This window comes from Candidatus Accumulibacter similis (assembly GCA_013347225.1).
Lineage (GTDB): Bacteria > Pseudomonadota > Gammaproteobacteria > Burkholderiales > Rhodocyclaceae > Accumulibacter > Accumulibacter similis.
In genome coordinates, this window is the sequence record CP054595.1 from 4,007,254 (window position 1) to 4,028,885 (window position 21,632).

Here is a 21,632-nt window from a genome sequence, read left to right on the forward strand (position 1 = left end):
CCGTGTTGATCCATCCGCAGTTCGACCCAGTCGCCGTCTCACTCGGCCCGCTGAGTGTACACTGGTACGGGCTGATGTATCTCGTCGCGTTCGTCCAATTCTGGTGGCTCGGCAAGTACCGGCTGCTGCATCAGCCACAGTTCGCCCGCTCGGGCTGGACCGTGCAACAGCTCGACGATCTGCTGTTTTACGGGGTTCTCGGCGTGATCACCGGCGGCCGTCTCGGACAGGTCCTGTTCTACGAGCCCGGCTACTACCTGCGCGAGCCGCTGCAGATTCTCGCGGTCTGGCGCGGTGGCATGTCCTTCCACGGCGGCCTGCTGGGCGTCCTGCTGGCGATGGCATTGTACGCCCGCAAGACGGCTCGCCAGTGGCTCGAAATCACCGACTTCATCGCGCCGCTGGTGCCGCTCGGCCTGGCTGCCGGGCGTGTCGGCAACTTCATCAACGGCGAACTGTGGGGCCGTGCGGCGGATCCGTCGCTGCCCTGGGCGATGATCTTCCCGGCGGTGGACGAATTGCCGCGCCACCCGTCGCAGCTCTATCAGGCCGGGCTCGAAGGCCTGCTGCTGTTCGTCGTGCTCTGGCTCTACGCGCGCCGGGAGCGGCCGCGCGGCGCCGTCTCGGGTGCCTTTCTCGTCGGCTACGGAATCCTGCGCTGGGTGGCCGAGTATTTTCGCTCGCCCGACGCAGGGATTTTCGGCCTTTCCCACACCGTCAGCATGGGGCAGTGGCTGTCACTGCCGATGATCGCTGCCGGCATCATGTTGATCGTCGCCGCGGGCCGCCAGCGCGCCTGAGCTGCCCTGTTGCAGGGCCGCGGCCAAGGAGAACCAGATGGCAGAAGGTATGGTGGTGCGCGGGCTGCGCCGTGTGCGGACGCTGCTCGCCGAAGGGAGCGCGTCGCGTGGCCTCACGGGCAAACAACTGCTGCAGGTACGCGCGCTCCTGCACGAATGCGCCGGCGGTGTCGGCGGCGAGATCTCGGCCCGGCAACGCGCCGCCCGTCTCGCCGGCGCCTACCAGCATCTCGACGACGAGGGGCGGGCCACCTTCCTGCGACTCGTCGCCACCGAATTCGGGCCCGATCCGCAGCGGGTAGCCGAAGCGCACGCAGGCTACCAGGAGGCCATCGGCAGCGACCAGCAGTGGGCTGCCGAATCGGCGCTGCGGAATGCCATGCGCTCGACGCGCCTGCGCATCCTGACGCAGTTCAACGCCCTGCCGCAGGGCGTCAAGTTCCTCGTCGACCTGCGCGCGGACCTGCTGCGCTACGCGACGCAGGATCCGGCGCTGCGCTCGCTCGATCGGGAACTCGAATCGCGGCTGGGCGCCTGGTTCGATGTCGGCTTCCTGGAACTGCAGCGAATCACCTGGAACTCGCCGGCAACACTGCTGGAGAAGCTGATCGAATACGAGGCGGTGCATGAGATCCGTTCGTGGAACGATCTCAAGAACCGGCTCGATTCCGACCGGCGCTGTTACGCTTTCTTCCATCCGCGCATGCCGATGGAGCCGCTGATCTTCGTCGAGGTGGCGCTCGTCGACCGCCTCGCCGACAACGTGCAGGCGCTGCTCGACGAGCACGCGCCGGTGTTCGACGCCCAACGCGCCACGACGGCGATCTTCTACTCGATCTCCAATACCCAGGCCGGACTGCGCGGCGTTTCCTTCGGCAACTTCCTGCTCAAGCGCGTGGTCGACGACCTCAAACGCGATTATCCGCGGCTGGTCAGCTTCGCCACCCTGTCGCCGCTGCCGACTTTCTGCCGCTGGGCAGAGAAGAACCCCGAGGCCTGGCGGAAAGCGTTCACTCCGGCCGACCTCGAACGGATCGGACGCCACCTGCCGGCCGACACGCTGCCACCGGCAAGCGCCAGCGACCTGCAGGGCGTGCTTGCCGACAGCCGCTGGAGCCAGGATCCGCGCCTGACGCGCGCGCTGCAGCACGGGCTGCTGCGCCTGGCGGCGCGCTACCTGATGACGACGGCCAAGGGCGGCCGCCCCTACGATCCGGTCGCCCGCTTCCACCTCGGCAACGGCGCCCGCATCGAGCGCCTCAACTATCTGGCTGACACCTCGGCCCGCGGCCAGAAGCAGTCCTACGGCCTGATGGTGAATTATCTCTACGACCCTGATACCATCGAATCCAATGTCGAAGCGTTTTCGCGCAGCGGCGAGATTGCCGCCGCTGCAGCCATCCGTCGCTCTGCCCGTGACTGAGTCCGTCCGGCCGGAGCGTCTCCTGTTCCTCTTTAGAGAAAGCACTGCACATGAGTCAACGTCCATTCAAGGTCCTCGGAATCCAGCAGATCGCCATCGGCGGTCCGGACAAGATGAAACTGCGTCAACTCTGGGTCGACATGCTCGGCCTCGAAATCACCGGCAACTTCGTCAGCGAGCGCGAGAACGTCGATGAAGACATCGCCGCCATGGGCAAGGGCCCGTTCAAGGTCGAGGTCGACCTGATGCAGCCGGTCGACCCGGAGAAGAAGCCCGCCGTACATGCCACGCCGCTCAATCACGTCGGCCTGTGGATCGACGATCTGCCGCAAGCGGTTGAATGGCTGACGGCCAACGGCGTTCGCTTCGCACCGGGCGGAATCCGCAAGGGAGCCGCCGGCTTCGACATCACCTTCCTGCACCCGAAAGCCAGTGCCGAATTCCCGATCGCCGGCGAGGGCGTGCTGATCGAACTGGTGCAGGCACCACCCGAGGTCGTCGAGGCTTTCGCCCGCATCGCCTGACCACCATGAGCAACCGGCAGTCCCGCCCCGGGCACTGCCGGCTGCCCGCGACATCAGCCGGCGCCGCGATTGCGGCGCCCCCTGCGCACCGGCGGCAGCGTCCGGTCTTTTGCGCCGCCGGAGAATCCGCAAACCCAAGCCACGCCGCAACGATCCACTGCTTGCGCGCGCCGGCCTGAGTTGCCACTGACGCGGCCACAGGCGGAGGTGACGCCGCAGGCGACGACGCCCCCAACGGGCTCAGCCGTCAGCCGGGCGGCCTTGCCGTCACTGCCGCGGCTCGCTGGCGACAAGCCCGGGACAGCGGCTGCGTAGGCGCTGCCGGCGTGCAGCGGACGATTTCCCTCAAGTCCTCCTGCCTGCGGCCGTTGGTCTAAGCATCACGGTTGTCCTCGCCAGCAGACACTCCCCAGCACACTGAGCCAATGAACAGGATCGATTTTCTGCCTTGGGATGACAGTTTCGACACCAGCCTGCCGGAGGTTGACGGCCAGCACCGGCGACTGGTCACACTCATCAACGCCCTCGCCAGCCATGTCGCCTTCAGGACGAACATCCCGCAACTCGGCGAGATGTTCGATGAGCTCGTCAACTACGCCGTCTACCACTTCCAGACCGAGGAGGCGATTTGGCATGAGTACCTTGCCGGCGATCAGTCCGAACGCGATCACCGGGTGACCCACGCCAGCTTCGTGCAGGAAGTGTCACGACTGCGCGCCCAGCAGGATGCGTGCCAGACGGCGCGGGCTGCCGAAGAGACCCTGGCTTTCCTGACACGCTGGCTGATCTCTCATATCCTCGAGAGCGACCGTTACATGGCCTGCACCGTCGCGGCGCTGCGCACCGGCCTGTCACGCGAAGCGGCGCAACGGCACGCCAGCGCGGAAATGGCGCAGGGTGTGCGGACGCTGGCCGACATCGTCCTGTCGATCAATGCGACACCAGCCACCAACGCCCTGCACCTGATGTCCGAACTGGCCGAACTGCGGCAAACGCAGGCCGAACTGCAGCACGAGAGCGAGAAGAATCGGGCCTTGCTGCGCGCCGCCAGCGATGGCGTCCATGTCCTCGACGCGGTGGGCAACATCATTGAGGTCAGCAACTCCTTCTGCGCCATGCTCGGCTGCGCACGCGAAGAACTCGTCGGCAGCAACATGGCGTCCCGTGACGTACGCTTCGCCGACGGAGACGGATTGAGCAGGCTGCGCCAGGAGCTCGACAGTCCACAACGGCGAGTACTGCACACCCGCTACCGCCACCGGGATGGCAGCCTGATCGACGTCGATGTCAGCGGCGTGCCGGTGACGATCGAGGGGCAACGACTGCTGTTCTATTCCGCCCGAGACGTCAGCGAGCGCAAACAGGCTGAGAAACAACTGGCGGAGGAGCGTCAGCGCCTGGCGGACCAGCTTCGTTTCACCGCCCGACTGCTCAACACGATTCCCAATCCGGTCTTCTTCAAGGACGAGAACGGTCGCTACCTGGGCTGCAACACCGCCTTCGAGAAGTACGTAGGGATCGAGCGCCGCAACCTGATCGGTCGCACGATGCACGACATCGCCCCCGCCGCCCTCGCCGACCGGTATCTGGCCGCCGACCGGGCGCTGTTCGAGCAGCGCGGAACGCAGTCGTACCAGGCGCAGGTGCGTTACGCGGACGGCACGCTGCACGACGTCGTCTTCAACAAGGCGACGTTCAACCGGTCCGACGGCAGCCTGGGCGGACTGGTCGGCATCATGCTCGACGTCAGCGAACGCATGCGGATGGAACGTGCTCTGCAGCAACAGGCAGCGTTCACCGACGCCATCATCGAGGCGATGGGCGATGGGGTCGCCGTCTGCCACGAAATCGCGGCGCCACCGCTGGTCCGTTTCACGGTCTGGAACCCTGCGATGCAGCAGCTGACCGGCTACAGCCAGAATGAAGTCAATCAGGCTGGCTGGCAACGGGTGCTGCAGGTCGACGACGAACGGCAGGATGAGGCTTTGCGGCGTGCCAGGCGCATGCGCCGCGGCGACCACCTGCGCGGCGAGGAGTGGACGATCCGCCGCCGTGACGGCGAGCGGCGGACGCTGCAGGTGCACACGACCTTCGTCACGCCGCCTTCCGGCGGCGTACACCTGCTGCTGGTGCTGCGCGATGTCAGCGCGAGGAAGGCCGCCGAACAACTCGTGCGGCAGCAGCGCGACCTCGCGCAAAGCTACCTCGACACGGTACAAAGCCTGATGCTGGCGCTCGACTCCGAGGGTCGGATCACGATGATCAACCGCGCCGGTCGCGAACTGCTGGGCTACGGCGAAGGCGAGCTGCTCGGCAGGTGCTGGTTCAGCACCTGTCTGCCGCAACCGAAAGGACGAGAGCAGAGCCTGCCGTTCTTCCGGCGGATCATCGCCGGCGAACTCGATGCCAACCGGTCGAGTGAAGACAGCGTCCTTTGCCGCGACGGTTCGCAACGCCTGATCGGCTGGAAGACCGGCCCACTGACCGACGATGCCGGGCGCATCGTCGGCACGCTGAGCTCCGGTGCCGACATTGGCGAGCGCAAGGAAGTCGAGGCCGAACTCGATCGACATCGTGCGCATCTCGAAACCCTGGTCGCCCAACGGACTGCCGAGCTGTCGCTGGCCAAGGATGCCGCGGAAAGTGCCAACCGGGCAAAATCGGAGTTCCTTTCGAGCATGAGCCACGAACTGCGAACACCGATGAACGCCATCATCGGCTTCGCCCAGATGCTCGAGTACGAAGGCGAGCTCAGCACCGACCAGCAGGACAGCGTACATGAGATCCTCCAGGCGAGCCGCCACCTGCTCGAGCTGATCAACGAAGTCCTCGACCTCGCCCGGATCGAATCCGGACGCATCCAACTGTCGCTCGAGACGACCGAGATCGCTGCCGTCGTCGACGACTGTCGGCACCTTGTCGAGCCGTTGGCGCTGGCCCGCGGGATTACGCTGACGATCGATGTCCCTACCGGTGCAGCGGTGTACGCCGACCGGATCCGTCTCAAGCAGGCGCTCCTCAACCTGCTGTCGAATGCCATCAAGTACAACCGCGAGGGAGGCAGCGTTCACCTGGGCGTCGAACAGCAGCGCACGGCTGCCGGGCTGCGTCAGCGCTTCCGCGTCACCGACAGCGGCATCGGCATCGCTGTCGGGCGCCTTGGCGAGGTCTTTCAGCCCTTCACCCGCCTGCAGGGTGAAAACAGCGAGATCGAGGGCACCGGCATCGGACTGACGATCACCAAGCGCCTGGTTGAACTGATGGATGGTGAAATTGGCGCCGAGAGCGAGCCCGGAGTCGGCAGTCGCTTCTGGATCGACATCCCGGCCGCCACCCTTGATCGCCAGGGCAGCACCACCGATCAGGGCCACTACGCGCAGGCGGTGATACCGGCGGCCAGCGATGAACGGCGCGTCCTGTGCATCGACGACAATCCGTCGAACCTCAAGCTGATGACGCAGATCCTCGGCCGTCACGGCAACCTTCGCCTGCTCACCGCGCATGCTCCGCAACTGGGAATCGAGCTGGCGCTGGCGCACCAGCCGCATCTCGTCCTGCTCGACATCAACATGCCCGGCATGGACGGCTACGAGGTTCTCGCGGTGCTCCAGCGCAATCCGGCGACCCGCCGCACGCCGGTCATCGCCATCACGGCCAATGCCCTCGCCCGCGACGTTGAACGCGGCCGCGCGGCAGGCTTTCTCGACTACATCACGAAACCGATCGACGTCGCCGCCTTCCTGAACGTCGTCGACCAGGCGCTGGAGAAGCAACGATCGGCACGGCCGCAGTGAGCCCGGGACTGCACCGGTGAACAGCGATACGACTGCAACGCGGCCCGTCGTCTGGTCGTTGAAGACGCGCATCACCGCCCTGACGCTGGCGCTGTTCCTGCTCGCGATCTGGTCGATGACCCTGTACGCGACGCGCAGCCTGCGCCAGGACATGACGCACCTGCTCGGTGAGCAGCAGTTCTCGACGACCACGATCATCGCCGCCCAGCTCAACGCCGAACTCGACACGCGGCTGCAGGCTCTGACACGGGTTGCCGGCGAGATTCCTCCTGCCCTGCTCGGCAAACGGGCGGAACTGCAGCGTTTCCTCGAACAGCGCACGACGTTCCAGAGCCTGTTCAACGGCGGCACACGAGTCCGCGATGGCAATGCCCTGACGCTCGCCAGCGTTCCCTACCTGCCACAGCAGATCGGCAGCAGCTATGCCGACCGCGACTACATGGTCGCCGCCCTCAAGGAAGGCCGGACCAGCATCGGCCGACCGGTCATCAGCCGGACGCTCAACTCGCCAGCGATCGCTCTGGCGGCGCCCATCCGCGACCCGAACGGAAAGGTCATCGGGGCGCTAACCGGGGTCATCGATCTCGGCCGGCCGAACTTTTTCGATCGCATCGTCGACCAGCGCTACGGCAGGACCGGCGGCTACCTGATCATCGCTCCGCAGCATGCCCTGATCGTTACCGCAACCGACCGGTCGCGCGCGGTGTCGCCGATGCCCGTGGCCGGTGCCAACCGCAACCACGACCGTTTTGTTGGCGGCTACGAGGGTTATGGAGTCGCGCGCAATTCGCGTGGTGTCGAAGAACTGGCGGCGGCAAAGCGGATCGCGGTCGCCGGCTGGTTCCTCGTCAGCGTACTGCCGACGAGCGAGGCCTTCGAACCCATCGTCGCGCTGCAGGCGCGGGTGTTGCTGGCAGCGCTGGTTCTCAGCATGCTGGTTGGCACGGTCGGCTGGTGGTTCCTCAGCCGCATGCTGCGGCAGCAGTTCGCGCCCATGCTCGCCGCTTCGGCGCTGCTCGCCGACCTGTCGCAGACCACCGGCCCGGTGTTGCAACCGCTGCCGTCGGCAACTGCGGACGAGGTCGGGCAATTGATTCGCAGCTTCAACCTGCTCCTCGAGTCGCTGGCGCAGCGCGAGGCGGCCCTGCAGGAAAGCGAGCAGCACTACCGCACGCTGGCCGACGGCGGTTCGGCGCTGATCTGGAGCGCCGGGACGGATCGGCTGGCAACCTACTTCAACGAGCCATGGCTGCGCTTCACCGGCCGGTCACTGCAAGAACAGATCGCTGCCGGCTGGGCCGCAGGCGTTCATCCGGAGGATCTCGATGGCTGTCGGCGCAGCTACGACAGCCACTTCGAGCGCCGCCAACCGTTTCGCCTGGAGTATCGCCTACGTGCCAGCGACGGCGAGTACCGCTGGATCGAGGATGCCGGCAATCCACGCTTCGACCGAGCGGGCGAGTTCATCGGCTATATCGACTTCTGCCAGGACATTTCCGAGCGCAAACGGGCGACAGACGAACTCGAGCAGCACCGCCACCATCTCGAAACTCTGGTCGCGGCGCGAACGGCGGCGCTCGCCAGTGCCAAGGAAGCGGCGGAAGCCGCCAACGTCGCCAAGACCGAGTTTCTCTCGCGCATGAGCCATGAACTGCGAACGCCGCTCAACGCCATCCTCGGCTTCGGCCAGTTGCTCGCCATGCCTGGCGACGCCCCGCTGTCGGCCGAGCAGGCCGACAGCGTGCAGGAGATCCTTCGCGCCGGCCGCCACCTGCTCGAGCAGGTCAACGAAGTACTCGACCTGGCGCGCGTCGAGAGCGGGCGCATCGAGCTGACCCTCGCAGCCGTGCCCTTGGCGCCCGTCGTCGCCGAGTGCGTGGCACTCGTCCGCCCGCTCGCCGAGGCGCGCGGCATCCGCATCGCGGCCGACATCGACGACGTGGCGCTGCTGGCTGACGCCACACGCCTGAAGCAAGTGATCCTCAACCTGCTCTCCAATGCCATCAAGTTCAATCGCGAGCAGGGCGCGATCCACATTGCCGGCACACGCAGCGACGGGCGGCTGCAACTCGCCGTCAGCGATACTGGCCGCGGCATCGCCAGCGAACAGTTGCAGCGCCTGTTCCAACCTTTCGAGCGACTGGCGTCGTCGTACGACGGAATCGAGGGCAGCGGTGTCGGGCTGGCGCTGACGCAACGGCTGGTCGAAGCGATGGGTGGCATGATCCGCATTGACAGTCAGGTCGGGGTCGGCAGCACATTCCGGTGCGACCTGCCGCTGGCGAACCTCGCCCACGAGGCTGCCGAGGCGACGGCGCACGGAGTGGGGGCCAGTCCGGACACGCGCACTTCTTCGGGGCTGCCTCAGACGCTCGCCACCGACCGAATGGAGGAAGAATGAACGACCAACTGCGCTACCAGGCCCGCATCTTCATCGTCGACGACGAAGCAGCGAATCTGAAGCTGTTAGGCAAGATGCTCGCCAGCCGGAACTATCAAGACCTCGTGGCAATCCAGGATCCGCGCCAAGTCCTCGATCGCTATCAGGCCAGGCGCCCCGACCTGATCCTGCTCGACATCAACATGCCGCATCTCGACGGCTATCAGGTGATGGCCCAGCTCAAGGCGCTCCAAGACCCGCTGCTGCCACCGATCGTCATCCTCACCGCCCAGCACGGACGCGAGACCCTGCTCAAGGCACTCGCTGCCGGCGCGCGCGATTTCATCGGCAAGCCATTCGACATGGCCGAACTCCTGATGCGGGTCAAGAACCTGCTCGACGCCCACCTCGCGCACCGCATGCTGCATGATCAGAAGGGCATTCTCGAAGAAATGGTGCGCATGCGCACCGACGAACTGAACCAGACCCGCCTGCAGGTCGTGCGGCGCCTCGGTCGCGCGGCGGAGTACCGTGACAACGAGACCGGCTACCACATCCTGCGCATGAGCGAGTACTCGGCCCTGCTTGCCAGCCACCTCGGCTGGAGCGACGGAGCCAGCGATCTGATGCTCAACGCCAGCCCGATGCACGACATCGGCAAGATCGGCATCCCCGACGCCGTCCTGCTCAAGCCCGGCCGTCTCGATGCGGACGAAACGGCGATCATCCGCACACATCCCGAGATCGGTGCCAATATCCTCGCCGGCGACGACTCCGAGCTTCTCCGCCTTGCCCGGACCATCGCCCTCACCCACCACGAGAAGTGGGATGGCAGCGGCTACCCCGCTGGCCTGCGCGGCCTCGCGATCCCGCAGGCCGGGCGGATCGTCGCCGTCGCCGATGTCTTCGACGCACTGACCTCGAACCGGCCATACAAGAAAGCCTGGACGGTCGACGAAGCGGTGGCCTACGTCATCGACAACGCCGGCAGCCATTTCGATCCCGAGGTGGTGGATTGCTTCCGGCAACACCTGCCGGAGATCCTCGCCATTCGCGATCAGCATCAGGAACCGCTCGATTGACCGCAACCGGGGCCACCGATGAAAGACACGCTTTGCCGCACCCTCCTCGTGCTCTGCCTGGTGCAGCCCGCCGTGGCTGCGTGCGCGCCCGATCGCCTGGCGCGCACGCGGCCAGCGGCCAACTGCGCGTCTGCATCTGGCCGGACTACTACGGGATGACGTTCCGCAACCCGAAGACGCAGGAACTCAGCGGCGTCGATATCGACAACGCGCGCGAACTCGCCCGCGATTTCAACGTCGGACTGCAGTTCTTCGATGGTTCGTTCGCCCGCCTGATCGCCGATGTCTGCAGCGACCGCTGCGACATCGCCATGGTCGCCATCAGCATCACGCCGCAACGGCAGGAGAAGCTCCGCCTCGCGCAACCGCATCTCAGCAGCGACATCTACGCCATCACGACGAGGACCAATCGCCGCACCCAGGCATGCGCGGATATCGACAGGCCCGGGACGGTCGTCGTCGCCAGGGGGACCCTGCACGACTGAAGCAGGTGATCGTCAACCTGCTCTCGAACGCCATCAAGTACAACCGCGCACACGGCACGGTCCGCCTCGGCAGCACCGGCGCCGGCGATCGGCTGTGCTGCACCGTCAGCGACACTGGACGTGGCATCGCCAGCGAACACCTGCCGCGACTGTTCCAGCCCTTCGAGCGCCTCGAATCATCCTATGACGGGATCGAAGGCAGCGGTGTCGGGCTCGCCCTGACCAGGCGTCTGCTCGAAATGATGGCCGGGAGCATCGCCGTCGACAGCCAGGTCGGCGTCGGCAGCACCTTTCGCTTCGATCTGCCGCTCGCACCATCACCCGCCGAAACGGCGACGGGCGCAACCCGGAGCATGGCTACGCCAGTGGCCGCGGTTGTCGACACCGCGCCGCCGGCAGCCGACAGGCAGCGACGGTGGCGCCGCATCCTGCACGTCGAGGACAACGCGGCCAACCTGAAACTGGTGCGCAGACTGCTCGGCGAACGCCCCGACGTCGAACTGGCCGACGCCGGCAGTGGCGAGCTCGGCGTCGCACTGGCCCGGGCAACCACCCCGGACCTCATCCTGCTCGACCTCAACCTGCGGGCCAGGATGGGTTCGCCACCTTGGGCCGGTTGCAGGCGCACCCGTCAGCCGCGTCGATACCGGTGATCGCCATCACCGCCAACGGCATGCGCGGCGACATCGATGACTACCGGAACCGCGGTTTTGCCGCCTGCCTGACCAAACCACTGGACGTGCGCCACTTCCGCGACGTTGTCGATCGCTTTCTCGACCGCGAGGCAGACGGCGCGGCACGACTCGAGCACGGGCCAGCCAATCCCACCGGCCCTGGCGCGCCACCAGTCTAGTCTCCGTGTGGCGGCACGCGCGCGAGGCATCGACGGTGCCGGCGACGTCCTGTGCACCCGCCGTTGTCCCGCTCACCAGCGCTGCGCACGACTCCGCCGTGGCCCGTGGAACGTAGTCGTCGCCGCCACGAGCCCGGCCGAGCCAAGGGACGATTGCACGTTTTGTGCAGAAAATCATTCATTTCTGCGGCAGAATGTACGATAATTGCCAGCCTGATGCTTTCGAGCGCAGGGATGCGGGCAACTGTGCCCGCACTGCACGATTGCAGTCAGCAACATGGAGGAGGTGTCAATGAGTGAACTGCAACCCACCAACGAAGAAACCGTGACGGGCACAGCGAGTCCGGCGGCGAGCGTGAGCGTCGGCGAAGCGCCGGCGGCGCCGGCAGCAGTGGCTGTGCCGGCCAAGGCCGCGAGCAAGGCTTCGACACGAGCTGCCAAGGCTGCGGAGCAACAGACAGAGGCCAAGCCGGCGAAGGCGAAGGCCCAGAAGGTCGCCAAGGCGAAAGGCACCGCTGCAGCCGCCACGACGACGCCCGCCATCGGCCTGGGAGAGGTCGCACCCGTGCGCAAGCCGAAGATGGACACCAAGAACTACGAAAAGGCACTCTCCAAGCTGCAGATCGAGCTCGTCAAGCTCCAGGAGTGGATCAAGTTCAAGAAGCTCAAGGTGGTCGTCATCTTCGAGGGCCGCGATGCCGCCGGCAAGGGGGGCTGCATCAAGCGCATCACCGAGAGCCTCAGCCCGCGCGTCACGCGCGTAGCTGCTCTGCCGGCGCCGACCGACCGCGAGTCGACTCAATGGTATTTCCAGCGTTACGTGCAGCACCTTCCGGCCGGCGGCGAAATGGTCCTCTTCGACCGCAGCTGGTACAACCGGGCCGGTGTCGAGCGCGTGATGGGCTTCTGCACTGAAGAGGAGTACCGCGAGTTCCTCCGCACCTGCCCGGAATTCGAGAGAATGCTGGTGCGCAGCGGCATCATCCTGATCAAGTACTGGTTCTCGGTCAGCAACGAGGAGCAGGAGCGCCGCTTCCAGAAGCGCATCTTCCATCCCGAAAAGCACTGGAAGCTGAGCCCGATGGACCTGCAGTCGCGCGCCCGCTGGGTCGAGTACTCGAAGGCGAAGGATGCGATGTTTGCGCACACCGACATCAAGCAGGCGCCGTGGTACGTGGTCAACGGTGACGACAAGATGCGCGCCCGCCTGAACGTCATCACGCATCTGTTGAACATGATCGATTACGAGGACCTGACGCCCCAGCCGATCGTCCTGCCGCCACGCCAGGAAGAGGGTGGCTACGTGCGCCCGCCGATCTCCGACCAGACCTTCATTCCCGAAATCTACTGAGGGAGGCCGTGCAACGGCGTGCATCGCGCCGCCAGGTCCAAGAACAAACCCCGCCGAAGCGGGGTTTTCCTTGCCTTTGCTGCGCAACACGCGGCATCCGGAGGTGCCGCTGCCCCGCTCGACTGCGCTACTTGTAATAACCGACAGCGCACACCTGATCACCGATGCGGGTGACGTAAGCGACCTTGACCACCGGATCGGTCTGACCCGGACGCGGCCACATGTAGGTCACCTCGCCGATCGTCCCCTCCTTGGCGGCAGCGTACACCTCCTCGCCGAGCGGTTTGCCGGCCTTGTCCTTGAGCGCCTTCAGGCTCTGGCCGACGAGCGTCGGATGCGCCGTGAAGTTGCCATCGGGACCGCCGCAGTAGGGGTACAGATCACGATCCTTGAAGCCACCCTCACCCTTGGTGAACATCACCAGCGCCTTCGCCTTGTCGGCCTTGACGGCAGCGGCGGCCTTCTCGAGCATGGCTTTCGCCTCGGCGGGCGTTCCGTACTCTGCCGCCAGGGCATTGCCGGCTAAACCCAGAAATGCGGCGGCAGAAAGCATGGCCAGTTTCTTGCGTAGCATCGTAACCCTCCTTGTCAGGTTGTCACGCGGCGCCCCGGCCAACAGCCTGTGCGAGTACCGCGTGCGAGAGGCAAATCCCCCCGCGCGGCATGGTAGCCGAAAAATGCTGTGCAGGGGCGACCGGCATCGATCGCGCCGCCGGGCGGCCGTGGCCCGACCGGCTCCGTCGACGCCCCTGCGTCACCCCGCGCCCTGGTCTTCCGGCTTGCCGGCGCGCCGCGCATGCCGCGCGCGCCAAGCCATCGCCATCTCGAAAGCGGCTTGCGTGAAGCTCAGGATCTCGGCGAACTCCTCGTCGCTCAGCGCGCGCGCCTCATCATTGCTGCGATAGACATTGACGAACTGATGTTCGCGCACGGTCTGCAGCACCAGCCTGCCGACGCCCAGAGCCTCGAGGGTCTGCCACAGCTCGGGGTTCGACGCCCGCGTGAAGCGCATGACGAAACCGACCGGATCGTTGCGGCCAAAGACCGCCGCCAGGCGCAGGATCAGTTCGAAGGACAGGGCCAGGCGCCCGTTCTCGATCGCCTCGATCAGGGTCGGATCCTTGAGGTCGATCGCCTGGCCAACTTCGGCGATCGTCAGCCCGGCCGTCTCGCGCACGGCACGCAATGCGGCACCGGTCTTCGCCCACGCCGCCGTATCGCCGACGCCGGGCAGAACGGCGCGCACCACCTCGCTCGCGGCGTCGATCGGGTGCCCCTCCTGCAGCGCCCGGCCGACCTTGCCGGCAGTCTGCAGCGCCCGCCCGGCGACCACCGTCGCCGAACTGAGGTCGAGGAACCTGCCGGCCATCGCCCGCACCTGGTCGACGATTCCCGGTTCGCTCGCGGGCGGGTTGGCAGGTGCCGCCTCCGCCGGCACCGTCTTCCTGCTTTTGCTCCGGCTGCCGCCGGCTGCTGGCTTGCGCCTTCCTGATGATGAGGGCGGGGTACTCATGGTGATCCTCTCCTGAGGGGGGCTGGAAGCAGTGCCGGCATCTGGCACATCGACAACCGCTACAGTACAGGCGGCGAGGCAGCAGGGGCAAGCGACAGCGCTGCGGCAAGCTAGAACGCCCTCGGCGGAGCCGCCGCCGGCTGGCGCGCCACGCCCGCGGCACCAGTCGCAGCACCCGCCGGGCTGCCACCGACGCCGGCGATGCTCGCCTTGCACTTGATCCCCGCCGGCAGTTTCAATCCCGGGTTGGCCATTTCGAGGCGGACGCCGAAGGTGCCGCTGGCGGCATCGTGGACGCGGTCGATGACCTTCACCTTCGCGACATGGCGGCCGCCGACCGGCGGCTCGGGCAATACCTCGACGTTCTGCTCGAGCGCCAGCTTGCCGAAGGCCTCGATCGGCATCAGCACCTCGACGAACAGCGTGCCGATGTCGGCCAGGCGCAGGATCGGCTTGCGCAGGTCGCGGTTGTCGGCCAGTTCGCCGGCGCTCAGCAGACGATCGACGACGACGCCGTCGACCGGGCTCCTGATTGTCCGCAGGCGCAACAGCTCGGACAGGCGGCGGTACTCGATCTCGGCCAGCCGGCGATCGTCGCGCGCCTCGACCAGCTCGGACTCGGCCAGCCGCTTCTCGGTCAGCGCCTCGTCGCGGTCGTGCAGCGAAATGAACGACTGGCCGGCGAGCTTCTCGCGCCGGTTGTACTTGGCGGTCGCGAACTCGACCCGGCTCTCGCCGGTCCGCACGCGCCCCTGCATCGTCGAGCGGTAACGCGCCGCCTCGGTCGACGCCCGTTCGGCGCCCGAATCGAGCGTCACCAGCACCTGCCCGGCCTTCACCATGTCGCCGCGGTCGACCCAGATCTTCTCGATCAGCCCCTCGCTCGCCGCCCGCACCTCGACCGTCCGGCTCGGCTCGATGATGCAGTCGAATTCGCCGGTCAGCGCCGGCCCGCCCAGCAACGCCAGCAGCACGCCGCCGCCGGTCCGCATCGCCCCGTTCATCGTCTACTCCCCTCTTCCGGCAAAGGCCAGAGACTTCTCGACCCGCTGCTCCTGTTCCATCGTCTGCCGCCGGATGCGCGCATTCTGCCGCTCGGCAGCACCCTGCGCCAGCCACCGCAGCAGCCGCCCGAGCAGCGGCGGCAGCAGGCCATCGGCCGCCTCGCGCGCCCGCAGCCAGCCGAGCCACGGTCCGGCATGGGCGACGAAGAGCTCGTCGTCGAGCGCGACGATCGCCTCGCAGGAGCCCGGGTCGCCCTGCCGCCCGGCGCGACCGAAGAGCTGCCGGTCGATGCGCGCGGCGTCATGGAACTCCGACAGGATGACGTGCAGCCCGCCGGCCGCGCGCACGGCATCGCTGAGGACGATGTCGGTGCCCCGCCCCGCCATGTTGGTCGCCACCGTGATCCGCCCGGGCGTTCCCGCCTGCTTGATGATCTCGGCCTCGTGCGCATCCTGGCGCGCATTGAGCACCTCGTGCGGCAGCCCGGCCGCCAGCAGCCGCTGACTGGCGACCTCGGAGGCCGCCACCGAACGCGTGCCGATCAGCACCGCCCGCCCGCCGGCGCGCATCTCGCCGGCGCGTTCGACGACCGCGGCCCAGCGCCGCTCGCTGTCGCGATACACGCGCTCTCCGAGATCGCGGCGGATCATCGGCTCGTTGGTCGGGATGGCGACGACGTCGAGCGCATACACCGAACGCATTTCCGGCGCCACCTCGGTGGCGGTGCCGGTCATCCCGGCGAGACAGAGGTAGCGGCGGAAGAAGCGCTGGTAGGTGATGCGCGAGATGGTGTCGCGCCGTTTCGAGAGGTCGATTCCCTCCTTGACCTCGAGCATCTGGTGCAGGCCACGCTCCCATGAGCGGTCGGGCAGCACGCGCCCGGTGTATTCATCGACGATCTGCAGCTTGCCGTCGACGACCAGGTAGTGCCGGTCGAGCTGGAACAGTTGCAGCGCCGACAGCGCCTGCTCGACGAGTTCCTCGCGCGCGCGTGCGATTCCCCACAGGCCGGGCAGGCCGCGGGCGAACTCGCCGACGGCGCCGCGTCCGGCGTCGGTCAGTTCGATGCTGCGCTCGTGGCGTCGCAGCCGGTAGTGCTCCTTCGCCGCCAGGCCGGCGGCCAGCGCCAGCGCCTGCTCATAGAGTGCCCGCCCCTGCGGGTCTTCGGTGTCGCTGGAGATGATCAACGGCGTGCGCGCCTCGTCGATCAGCACGCTGTCGGCTTCGTCGACGATGGCGTAGAAGAGTCCGCGCAGCAGCGCCGGTGCGGCGGCGCGCTGCGGCGTGCCGGCCAGCCAGCCGTCGACGAGGGCGCGGTGGGCGCTGCGGCTGCGCTTCTGGCTGATGCGGTCGCGCAGGTAATCGAAGACCAGGTCCTTGTTGACGCAATAGCCGACTTCACAGGCGTAGGCGGCGACGCGCTCGTCGCGCTCCTGGCCGGGGACGACGAGGCCGACGCGCAACCCGAAGAAGGCGTAGACCGGCGCCAGCAGTTCGGCATCGCGCCGCGCCAGGTAGTCGTTGACGGTGATCACATGCACCGGCGCGCCGGCGAGGGCGACGGTCACCGCCGGCAGCACGGCGGTCAGCGTCTTGCCCTCGCCGGTCTGCATCTCGGCCAGCCTGCCGTGCAGGAGCGCGTGCCCGCCGAGAAGCTGTACCGGGTAGTGACGCAGGCCGAGCAGCCGCGTGCACACCTCGCGGACGAGCGCGAAACACTCGACGACCGGCGCCGCGGCGAGCCCATCGCTCGCCAGCTGCAGGCGGACGGCTGCGGCGCGGCGGCCAAGTTCGCTCTCGTCGAGCCCGGCGAGCACATCGGCCAGCGCTTCGACCTCTGCCACGAAGCGCCGCCCGCGCTGCCGGCGCAGCGGCGCGCCGCGCTTTGCCCAGCGCCCGCCGAGGCGACCGAGCAGGCGGTCGAAGCGACTGTCGCGCAGGTCGCCGCGCTCGGGGTAGAGTCCGGGCGCAAAGGCATGCACCTGCCAGCCGGCGAGCAGCGCCCTAGACATCGAAGCGGGCGAGGAAGAGTTGCCGCAGCCGGCGTCCCCACTGCGTTGCGAGCGGCTCGGCGTGGTGGTGGAAGCGGACGAAGACGCGCGTGCCGATCTCCGGGCTGCCGACCTCCGGCGGCAGTTCGAGGTCGAACTGGAACAGCCGCTGCAGCGTCCTGAGACCCTCCGGGTCACGCGGGTCGGTGGCGTGCGGGCCGCCGCCGGCGAGCGCCAGCGCCTTGCCCGGCAACCGCTCGTGGCCGCCGGGAACTTCGCGCAGCAGGTGTGCGGCGTAGGTCCGGTCGAGGCGGTCGGCGAGCTTGACCTCGACCTGGGTGCGCCGTTCGCGGACGAGCGCGATGTCGTCCTGGCCGACGACGACGCGCACGAGTCGCGGCGGGCCGCTGTCGATGTAGCCGAGGAGCTCTCCCTGGCGGACGTAGCGCCCCGGCAGATCCGCGGCGCGCGCCAGCTTCAGTCGCCCCGGCAGGCCGGCGACGACGAGCAGGGCGTCGAGTTTCTCCTCGGCACGCGCCAGCGTCACCCGCTCGCGCTGCAGGTCTTCCTGGATCGCCGCCGCCTGCGCGCGGTCGTCGAACATCAGCGCCGCGTACTGCACCGCGTACTGGCGGACGCGCGCGCGGCTCTCGTCGGCCTGCGCGGCGAGCGCCGGGTCGCGCATCGCCAGCAGCACCTCGCCGCTGGTGAGGATCGCCTCGGGGCTGGCGAAGAGATGCTCGACGAAGCCGTTGGCGGCGGCGCGCACTTCGGCGTTCTCGGGCACCCAGACGACGCCTTCGGCATGGGTGCGCAGCGGCAGCGGCACGGCGAAGACGAAGAGCACGAGCAGTGCCAGGCCGCCGAAGGTGACGATGCGGGCACGGCTGCGCGTGTGCTGCAGTTCCGGGCTCGACACGACGTACGACAGCCCCTTGGCGAGCGGCCGCAGGAACATCGTGATCGCCGCCCAGATCGCCAGGACGACGCCGATGAAGAAGAATTCGCCGGCGATGAAGAGGATGATGGCGATCATCACCAGCGTGCGGTAGACGAACGAGGCGGCACCGTAGAAGAGGAACCAGCGGCGCTCGCCGGGGCTTGCCAGCGGCGGTTCGAGGTGCGTGACGCCGAGGAGGTATCGCTTGGCGAGCCACTGCCAGTACTGGTTCGAGCGGTTGCCGAGGTTGGGAATCTCGATCAGGTCGGCGAGGACGTAGTAGCCGTCGTAGCGCAGCAGCGGGTTGCCGTTGAAGAGCAGCGTCGAGGCGCCGGCGACGACGACGACGTTGAAGGCGATCGAGCGCAGCAGGCCGGGTTCGACGGCGACCCAGAGGAGCATCGCGATGCCGGCGATGAAGAGTTCGACGAGGATGCCGGCGGCGCCGACCAGCGCGCGCCGCCACTTGCTGCGGAAGGCGCCGGCGGCGCTGGCCTCGACGTAGGGGATCGGCGCCAGCACCAGCAGCATGATGCCCATCTCGTGCACTTCGCCGCCGCCGGCCTTGACTGCGTAGCCATGCCCGAGTTCGTGCAGGCCCTTGAGGAGCGGGTAGATCAGCCAGAGCAGCAGCAGGTTGTCGGTGGCCAGCAGCTGGTCGCTGAGGTTGGCGGTCAGTTCGGACCAATGGACGCCGGCGAGGACGGCCGCCGGCAGGACGACGAGGAGCCAGAGGGCGACGCCGGGACGGCCGGCGAGCGGCTGCAGCAGCGGCCAGCTGCGCGCCAGGAAGGCGTCGGGATCCCACAGCGGGATGCGGATCGACATCGGGTTGATGACGCTCTGCAGGAGTTTCTGGCGTTTCTGCTGGCGGCCGCGTTCGCCGAGTTCGTCGATGTCGGGCGGCAGGTCGGCCTGCAGCAGGTCGCCGGCGTGCAGTTGCGCGAGCAGGCGGATCACTTCGTCCTGCGTCGGTGCGTCGGCGCCGGCTTCGGCGGCGACCTGGTGCCAGATGGCGTCGATCGTCCGCTCGCCGTCGAGCAGGCGGACGACGCGATGGGCGCCGGGGCTGAAGCGGTGCAGCTTGCCGGCGGCGCTGTCGTGCAGGACGTACCACAACTGGCCGCGGAAGCGCTGCCGCTGGATGCGGGCGTGCGCGCGCAGCGCCGGCCGCAGGGCGGCGACGCGGTACCACGAGGCGCTGAGGAAGGGGCCCGCCATGCCGCGCCTACGGCAGCCAGGTCCAGGCCTGCAGGCGCAGCCAGTCGCTCAGGCGGTGCGTCCAGATCCAGGCGTAGCTCTGCGCGCCGGCGTCGATCTTGCCGACGCCTTCCATTCCCGGGCGCAGCTTGAGGTCGCTGCGCGCCAGCCGCGCTTCGACGCGAAAGACGTTCCTGCCGTCCTCGGCTTCGGCGGTGGCGATGTTCTGCACCTCGAAGTCGAGGGCTTCGCCGGCCATGCCGGCGAGGACGAGGCGGCCGCTCTGGCCGGGACGGACGTCGCGGATGTCGCGATCCTCGACCTTGAGAATGACCCGCCAGGCGTCGAGCGGGGCGATCTCGAAGAGCAGCTTGCCCTGCTCGACCGGCGAGCCGAGGAGCTGGCTGAGGTCGCCGGAGACGACGACGCCGTCGAACGGGGCGACGATGCTGGCGCGTGCGAGCTTCTCCTCGACCAGCGCGAGTTGCGACTCGGCCTGCTGCATCTGCGCCAGCGCGACGTTGGCGTTGGCGCGCTCGTGCCGGGCCAGGGCGTCGCGGTAGCGGCCTTCGTGCTGGCCGCGTTCGGAGCGCCAGCGCTGCCGTTCGACGAGGAGGTCGCGCTCGTCGAGCGTCGCCAGCACCTGCCCCTGGCGGACGATGAAGCCGGCGCGCACGGGTGCCTCGCGCAGGAAGCCGTCGAAGGGGGCGACGGCGGCGCGCTGCACTTCGCCTTCGACGACGGCGCGGGCGTTGACGCGGTAGTCGCCGTCGAGGAAGAGGATGCCGAGGAGGACGAGGGCGGCGGCGGCGAGCCCGACGCGCAGGCCCGGCCGGCGGCGGTCCCGGAGGTGGCGCCAGGTGTCGCGCAGGCGGTACGCGAGGCGCCCGGCGAACCAGCGGTGCAGTTCGATGCGGCTGGCGAGGAGCGGCGCGAGCAGCGTGCCGACGGCCTCGCAGCTGCGCACTTCGTCGCTGGTGAAGGGGTTCGCGCGCGCGAAGCTGAGGACGCCGATGCCGAGACCCCGGTGTTCGAGGACGACCGAGCAGACGGCGCGCGCGCCGGCGAGGTCGCGGTGGGCGATGGCGATGCCGCCGTCCGCTTCGTCGAGCGGCGGCTGGACGATGCTGCGGCGCTGGTCGAGCGCCTCATCCATGGCGTTTTCGAGGGCGGTGACGAACTGGCTCTTCCTTTCGAAGAAGGCGGAGTGCGAGAGGGCAAGCAGGCGCGCCTGGCCGCGACGGTCGATGCCGAGCGCGACGCGGTCGCAGGCGAAGCGGCTGGCGAGGTCGTTGACCACCGCCAGCGCCAGGTCCGGCAGGCGTTCGTGTTCGGCGGCGACGGCGAGGACGTCGAGTGCGCTGCGCGCGCGCTCGACGCCTTCGGCGTCGGCGACGCTCTGCCGGCGCAGGAAGAGCGTCTCGATCCAGCCGATGCCCCAGTGCAACTGTCGCAGAACGTGTTGCAGTGCGTCGTCGGGGCGCTCGGCGAGGTCGAGGATGACGGCACCGTGCAGGCGCCCTTCGAGTTCGACCGGGTAGGCGACGACGACGAGCGCGCCGGGCTGTCCGTACAGCACCTTGCCCTGGCGTTCGCCGAGGCATCGTTCGGCAGCCGGTGCGAGGTAGCCGACGTCGGTCTGCGCCGAAGGCCAGACGGCGGCCGGGACGAAGGTGCCGCCACCCTGTTCGAGCAGCAGCAGCGCCGCGCGCACCTCTTCGATCTGCAGGCATTGCAGCGCCAGCCAGCTGCTGCAGAAGTCGGCGGCGGTGGCGGCAGAGGCGAAGGCGGACCAGTGGTCAGCGGAAGCTGTCCAACCGGGCTGGCTGCCGCAGCGTGAAGGCTGATCCAAACTCTGCGTGCTGGATGAACTGGAGCTCGAGCTCAAGTGGGTGTATCCCGATCACAACCACGACGACGACAGCAGACCCGGACTATTGTAGCGAAGCTTTGATCTGCCGCGGACAGCAAGAATCGGTTCCCCCGAACCCTGTCCCGCCGCTTGTCCCAGCAGGGCTTGCGTTCAAGAATGGCTGTCACCTGTGTTCTGTCGGCAAGCCGCCATGAGATCCCCGTCGGGGCTTGGGAACTGGGACGCTTTTCCGTGCCGATCGGGAGCGCTGCCGCCACAGCCAGTTGCGGTAGCGGCTTGCCGAGCGCAGCGTTCTGGCGGCAGCGGCCCTGGGTCGGTCGTGCGCCTGCCGACAGGCCGGCTACACTCCTGCCACAACCGGGAACCGCTTGCGGCAACAGCCACCGTGTGTTGCCAATACAGCAGCAGGAACAGAAAC

16 protein-coding genes are annotated in these 21,632 nt (G+C 67.9%); 10 read left to right on the forward strand and 6 right to left on the reverse strand.

The features are described from left to right. The first annotated feature begins 2 nt into the window (after positions 1-2). The 10 genes from HT579_17685 to ppk2 all read left to right on the forward strand — a co-directional run bounded on the left by HT579_17685 (position 3) and on the right by ppk2 (position 12,692). Positions 3-800 carry a prolipoprotein diacylglyceryl transferase gene (locus HT579_17685; protein QKS30586.1) on the forward strand — a complete coding sequence of 266 codons (798 nt, stop codon included), beginning with the start codon at positions 3-5 and terminating at the stop codon, positions 798-800. 37 nt (positions 801-837) lie between these two features. Next, positions 838-2,223, forward strand: coding sequence for a malonyl-CoA decarboxylase (locus HT579_17690; protein ID QKS30587.1), 1,386 nt, complete (start codon positions 838-840; stop codon positions 2,221-2,223). 50 nt (positions 2,224-2,273) lie between these two features. Beyond that, positions 2,274-2,747, forward strand: a complete 474-nt coding sequence (locus tag HT579_17695; GenBank protein QKS30588.1) for a VOC family protein — start codon at positions 2,274-2,276, stop codon at positions 2,745-2,747. Between the two features lie 425 nt (positions 2,748-3,172). Then, the gene (locus HT579_17700; protein ID QKS30589.1) at positions 3,173-6,541 is read left to right on the forward strand and encodes a bacteriohemerythrin; all 3,369 of its coding nucleotides are present in this window, start codon (positions 3,173-3,175) and stop codon (positions 6,539-6,541) included. A 16-nt stretch (positions 6,542-6,557) separates the two neighbouring features. After that, the gene (locus HT579_17705; GenBank protein QKS30590.1) at positions 6,558-8,942 is read left to right on the forward strand and encodes a PAS domain-containing protein; all 2,385 of its coding nucleotides are present in this window, start codon (positions 6,558-6,560) and stop codon (positions 8,940-8,942) included. After that, positions 8,939-10,003 carry a response regulator gene (locus tag HT579_17710; GenBank protein QKS30591.1) on the forward strand — a complete coding sequence of 355 codons (1,065 nt, stop codon included), beginning with the start codon at positions 8,939-8,941 and terminating at the stop codon, positions 10,001-10,003. The genes HT579_17705 and HT579_17710 overlap by 4 nt, the downstream gene beginning before the upstream one ends. Before the next feature lie 155 nt (positions 10,004-10,158). Beyond that, positions 10,159-10,488: a transporter substrate-binding domain-containing protein gene (locus HT579_17715; protein QKS31701.1), complete on the forward strand. Its 330-nt coding sequence runs from the start codon at positions 10,159-10,161 to the stop codon at positions 10,486-10,488. 5 nt (positions 10,489-10,493) lie between these two features. After that, a complete protein-coding gene (locus HT579_17720; protein ID QKS30592.1) occupies positions 10,494-11,141 on the forward strand; it encodes a hypothetical protein in 648 nt (215 codons plus the stop codon). Then, a complete protein-coding gene (locus HT579_17725) occupies positions 11,138-11,341 on the forward strand; it encodes a hypothetical protein (protein QKS30593.1) in 204 nt (67 codons plus the stop codon). The genes HT579_17720 and HT579_17725 overlap by 4 nt, the downstream gene beginning before the upstream one ends. Positions 11,342-11,921: 580 nt before the next feature. Beyond that, positions 11,922-12,692, forward strand: coding sequence for a polyphosphate kinase 2 (ppk2, locus tag HT579_17730; protein ID QKS31702.1), 771 nt, complete (start codon positions 11,922-11,924; stop codon positions 12,690-12,692). Between the two features lie 127 nt (positions 12,693-12,819). On the opposite strand, the gene HT579_17735 is transcribed toward ppk2, so the two are convergent. The 6 genes from HT579_17735 to HT579_17760 form a co-directional block, all read right to left on the reverse strand. Beyond that, positions 12,820-13,266, reverse strand: coding sequence for a cache domain-containing protein (locus HT579_17735; protein QKS30594.1), 447 nt, complete (start codon positions 13,264-13,266; stop codon positions 12,820-12,822). Between the two features lie 180 nt (positions 13,267-13,446). Further along, positions 13,447-14,205 carry a helix-turn-helix transcriptional regulator gene (locus HT579_17740; GenBank protein QKS30595.1) on the reverse strand — a complete coding sequence of 253 codons (759 nt, stop codon included), beginning with the start codon at positions 14,203-14,205 and terminating at the stop codon, positions 13,447-13,449. Positions 14,206-14,315: 110 nt separating this feature from the next. Next, the gene (locus HT579_17745) at positions 14,316-15,209 is read right to left on the reverse strand and encodes an efflux RND transporter periplasmic adaptor subunit (GenBank protein ID QKS30596.1); all 894 of its coding nucleotides are present in this window, start codon (positions 15,207-15,209) and stop codon (positions 14,316-14,318) included. A gap of 3 nt (positions 15,210-15,212) precedes the next feature. Continuing rightward, the gene (locus tag HT579_17750) at positions 15,213-17,222 is read right to left on the reverse strand and encodes a hypothetical protein (protein QKS30597.1); all 2,010 of its coding nucleotides are present in this window, start codon (positions 17,220-17,222) and stop codon (positions 15,213-15,215) included. Continuing rightward, positions 17,215-19,362: a PqqD family peptide modification chaperone gene (locus HT579_17755; protein QKS30598.1), complete on the reverse strand. Its 2,148-nt coding sequence runs from the start codon at positions 19,360-19,362 to the stop codon at positions 17,215-17,217. Before HT579_17755 ends, HT579_17750 begins: the two co-directional genes overlap by 8 nt. A 7-nt stretch (positions 19,363-19,369) precedes the next feature. Then, positions 19,370-21,193 carry an HlyD family efflux transporter periplasmic adaptor subunit gene (locus HT579_17760; protein ID QKS30599.1) on the reverse strand — a complete coding sequence of 608 codons (1,824 nt, stop codon included), beginning with the start codon at positions 21,191-21,193 and terminating at the stop codon, positions 19,370-19,372. Positions 21,194-21,632 lie beyond the last annotated feature (439 nt).